A 4,193-nucleotide genomic window follows, 5' to 3' on the forward strand; every position below is an offset into this window, starting at 1 on the left:
CGCCGCCGGCCACGATCAGCACGGCATGGCTCGACGCGCAGGTCGCCGGCAGCCGCACGGCACGGCTGATCGACGACTACCTCGCCGACATGGGGTGCCTCGCGGCCGCCACGGCGCTGCGCACCGACACCGTGCGCGGTCCCGCCGCCGCGTTGGCTGCCGTGGGCGAGCGCGTGCCCTGTCGGCTCGGGGCCGTCATCGTCTCCCTGTCGGCGTACGAGGACTCCAACAGCCGGTGGCAGGCCGACCGGACGCTGGCGACGATCCAGAGCGCGGTCAGCGCGGCCAACTACACGTTGGAGCGCTTTCACCTGCCACGCGCCGGGAGCGGCACGGCCGCCGCCACCGACACCGACCCTGACGCGCGCCGCGGACCCGGCGTGCTGCTGTTCAGGAGAACCGCAGGCACGCCCGGCGCGCGCCTGCGCCAGGCCCATGCCGCCGACGATGAAGGCCATGTCGAGGTGCTCGCGGTGTTGACCGTCCCGGAGATGCCGACCTCGGGCATCGAGCGCGTGCCGCTCCTGCTGGCCAGTCACCTCGCGCTCGCCCTGCACGCCCTGCCGCATCCCGATGGGCCGTCGCATGCCGCGGAACTGCGCGTCGTCGGGCCGTTCTACTCGGGGTCCTCGTTGTCGCTGCTGCGGGGACTCGAGGAGATGGCCTGGCTCGAAGGCGAGTCACCCGATCGGCAAGGCCTGCAGGTGCAGGTCATCTCCGGATCCGCCACCAGCTGGAGCAACTGCGACGTGCTGTCTGGGGCGCTGGCGCACGACGGCCAGATCACGTTCGAGCGGACCGTGCACCAGGACGAGACGCTGCTGCTGGCGCTGCAGGATCACCTCGCCGCCATCCGACCCGAGTGGGCGCATGGCGAGGGCGTGGCCCTGCTGGTGGAGTCGAGCACCGGATGGGGCACCGGGCTCGGCCAGGCGCCAGCGGGGAGCCTGGGTGATGGCGGGGCACCCGTCACGCCACTGCGAGGCGTCAGCGACGGCTCGCCCTGCGGCGAGTCCGCCACCGCCCCTCGTCCGACGGTCTTCGAGCACGCCCTGCGTCTCGGCTTCCCGCTGCACATCGCCGATCGCTACGCGTCGCGCCAGCGGAGCGTGGCCGCGCCGGCAGAGTTCTCGAAGCTGGTGGCCACTGCGGAAGTCCTGCGCCTCGAAGACTCGATCACGCCGAGCGACCGCCTGCCCACCTTCACGCCGAGCCTGACCGATGCCGCGCGCGACCTGACGCTCGAGGGCATCCTGTCGCAGCTGCAGCGCCGGCGCATCGGCGCCATCGGCATCCTCAGCACGGACGAGCGCGACCGGCTGTTCCTGGCGCGCGAGATCAACCGCGTCTCCCCGGACGTGATCCTCTTCGGCACCGAGCCAGACATCCTGATGCTGCACCCGGAGTACGCGCCGTTCGTGCGGGGCATGCTGATGGCCTCGTCGTATCCGATGCAGGGACATGCCCAGACGCTGACGCACGGCGACGGCATGCACGGCCGGCGCACGCAGTTCACTTCGATGGCGCAGCAGGGCGTCTACAACGCGTTGCTGCTGGCGCTCGGCGACTCGTCCGAGGCCGGGCCACTGCTCGTGGACTACCGGGCGCCCGATGGCAGCGAGGCGAGCGGCGCGGCAACGCAGTGCGCCGACGAGGCCGGCGTCGAGCGCCCCGTGCCCTGGGTGCTGGTGGTGGGGCAGCGCGAGTTCACGCCCTTCTCGGCGCGGGCGCAGCTGATCTCGCCGCAGGATTGCGCCGTCGTGCGCGGGCGCGTGCGCACCGTCGGCGACGTCGACGAAGAGCGGTACCTCTTTGCCTCCGATCAGGAATTCCTGATGTGGCTGCTGCTGCCGGTCACGGCGGTGGTGCTGATGGGGCTCGTGGTGGCGGCGCAACGCCGCCCGCTGCCGTCGGCGCGGTGGTTGTCACCGCCCGCGTTGCTGCGTCGTCTCGAGGGCGCCAGCCCGGTCGCCGCTGCGGGGACACGGCGAGGGGCGCGACGACACGGCGAGGAGGCCTCGCATGCGGCCGAGCACGCCATCCTGACCGTCGGCCTGCTGCTGGCGCTCGGCATCTTCACGGTGTGGCAGGTCCACCTCTGGCACGACGTGTCGCTCTCGTCGGCGCCCGACCTGACCGCCAGCACCGACGCCAGCACCCTCGTGAGGTTCTGGCGGTCCTGGCATGCCCTGTCCTGGGGCGCGTGGCGGATGTCGCCAGCCATGTACCTGACGTCGTGGACCCTCACGGCGCTGGCCACGCTCGGTGCCATCGTGCTGGTGGCGCTCGGGGGATGGCGGCTCTGGATCGTGTCGCGTGGCCGCGCCGCCCGTCGGGCCTCCTGGCGCGTCGTCGTCCGGCGCTCCCTCGCGGCCTGCGCCCCCGAACTCGTCTCGGTGATCGTGCTGCTGATCGGTGCGGCGTTCGTCGTGGCGGAGCTCGGCTTCCTGTGGCGACAGACGCCGGGCGGAGCGGCCGACCGACTCTTCGCGTCGAGTCGCGCGTTCGACCTGTCGAACCTCCTGTCGCCCGCGCCGCTGCTGACGATGTTCCCCGTGATGATCGTGGCGTGGATCGCGTGGAGCCTGCGCACGCTGTACTACCAGCGCATCAGCCCCACCTGCGCCCTGCCGCTCGTGCACGCGCTGGTCAGCCGCGACGCGCGCGACCGCCGGCTCGAGATGGCGCTCGTGTCCACACTCGGCACGACCATGCAGCCAGCTGGCGTCTTCCTCCTGGTGCCGGTGGCCGTGCTGCTGCTCATCTGGTTGTTGCTCGAGCCCCGGATGGCGTCGGTCGAAGGCGCCGCGTACGGCGCGGTGGTGCTGCTCGGCACCACGCTGGGTGCCGTGGCCGCCGCACTCGAACTCGGGCAGGCGGCGTGGCTTGCCCGGCGCGTGACGCGTCTGCTCGAACGGGTGCGCATCCACCCCATCGCGGCCGACGTCGAGGCGATGGAGCAGGAGCCCTTCGACTGGCGTCCGGCGCTCCGTCCGACGCGGTCGCCCGAGCGCCTCTTGCGGCGAGCCCTGGAGGCGGCCGGCGAGGTGCCTCCCGTCGACACCGTCATCGTCGCGACGCACGATCGGGTCCCGGTGCTGCGGACCGAGACGTGGCGCCTCGCGCTGCAGCGCGCGGGGCAGTGGCTGCGGCCCGGCATGACGTCTGGCGTCCCACTGACGGTGGCCCAGCGCCGACTCAGCGCGATGGTGATCAGCCTGCTGTTGCAGTCGCTCGTCACGCGCGTGGTGCGAGGCTTCGGCATCGCCGTGCTGCTGTCGATGCTGCTGCTGGTGGGCCACCTCCTGACGGCGTTCTCGGGCCGAAGCCTGGCCCTGCTGGTGGACGTCGGTCTGATCGTGGTGGCTGCGGCGCTGGCGATTCGCGCCCTGCTGACGCTCGAACGCGACCACGTGCTGAGCCGCTTGTGGCACGGCACCCCAGGCAGCCTGAACTGGAACAGCGGGCTGGTGTGGCGCGCGGTGATCTACGCCGGTCTGCCGCTGCTGACCATCATCTCGATGCGCTTCCCCGAGGTCGGCGGGCAGCTCATCACCGTTGTCGAGCCTCTGCGGCACCTGATGCCGACCCCCTGACGCCATGCTTGCCATCACCGATGAGAAGTGGGTCGCGCTGGCCCAGACGCTGCAGGTCGAACTGGCCACCTTGCGCGCCGTCGCCGAGGTCGAATCCGGCGGCAGCGGCTTCCTGACCACGACGCCGCCCCGGCCGAAGGTGCTGTTCGAGGGCCACTACTTCCACCGCCTCACCGGCGGGCGGTTCGGCGCCGCGCATCCGACGATCAGTTACCCGACCTGGACCCGGAAGCACTATGCGAAGACCGGCGCGGGCGAGTGGGCCCGGCTGGAGCAGGCGATCCTCCTCGATCGCGCCTCGGCCCTGCAGTCGGCCAGCTGGGGGGCGTTCCAGATCATGGGCGCCAACTATGCGCAGGCTGGCTTCCCCGACGTCGAGGCGTTCGTCGCCGCGCACGCCAGCAGCGCCGAGGCCCAGCTCGAGGCCTTCACCCGCTTCATCGCCCGACGCTGGTACCTGGTGCCCCTGCGCGACAAGGCGTGGGCGACCTTCGCCGAGCGCTACAACGGACCCGCCTACGCGCGGAATCAGTACGACGTCAAGCTGGCACGTGCGTACGAGCGCTGGGCGGCGCTGGCGTCCGCACCGGCGCTGCC

The 4,193-nt window shown here is 71.9% G+C and carries 2 protein-coding genes; both read left to right on the plus strand.

Annotated features, from left to right (window positions below):
* On the plus strand, nucleotides 1-3,596 hold a 3,596-nt coding region (locus tag Q0C41_RS30215), incomplete at its 5' end, for a hypothetical protein (protein WP_291990546.1).
* 4 nt (nucleotides 3,597-3,600) lie between these two features.
* On the plus strand, nucleotides 3,601-4,193 hold a 593-nt coding region (locus Q0C41_RS30220), incomplete at its 3' end, for an N-acetylmuramidase family protein (RefSeq protein ID WP_291990548.1).

The organism is Luteitalea sp. (genome assembly GCF_022842525.1).
In the GTDB taxonomy this organism is placed as follows: domain Bacteria; phylum Acidobacteriota; class Vicinamibacteria; order Vicinamibacterales; family Vicinamibacteraceae; genus Luteitalea.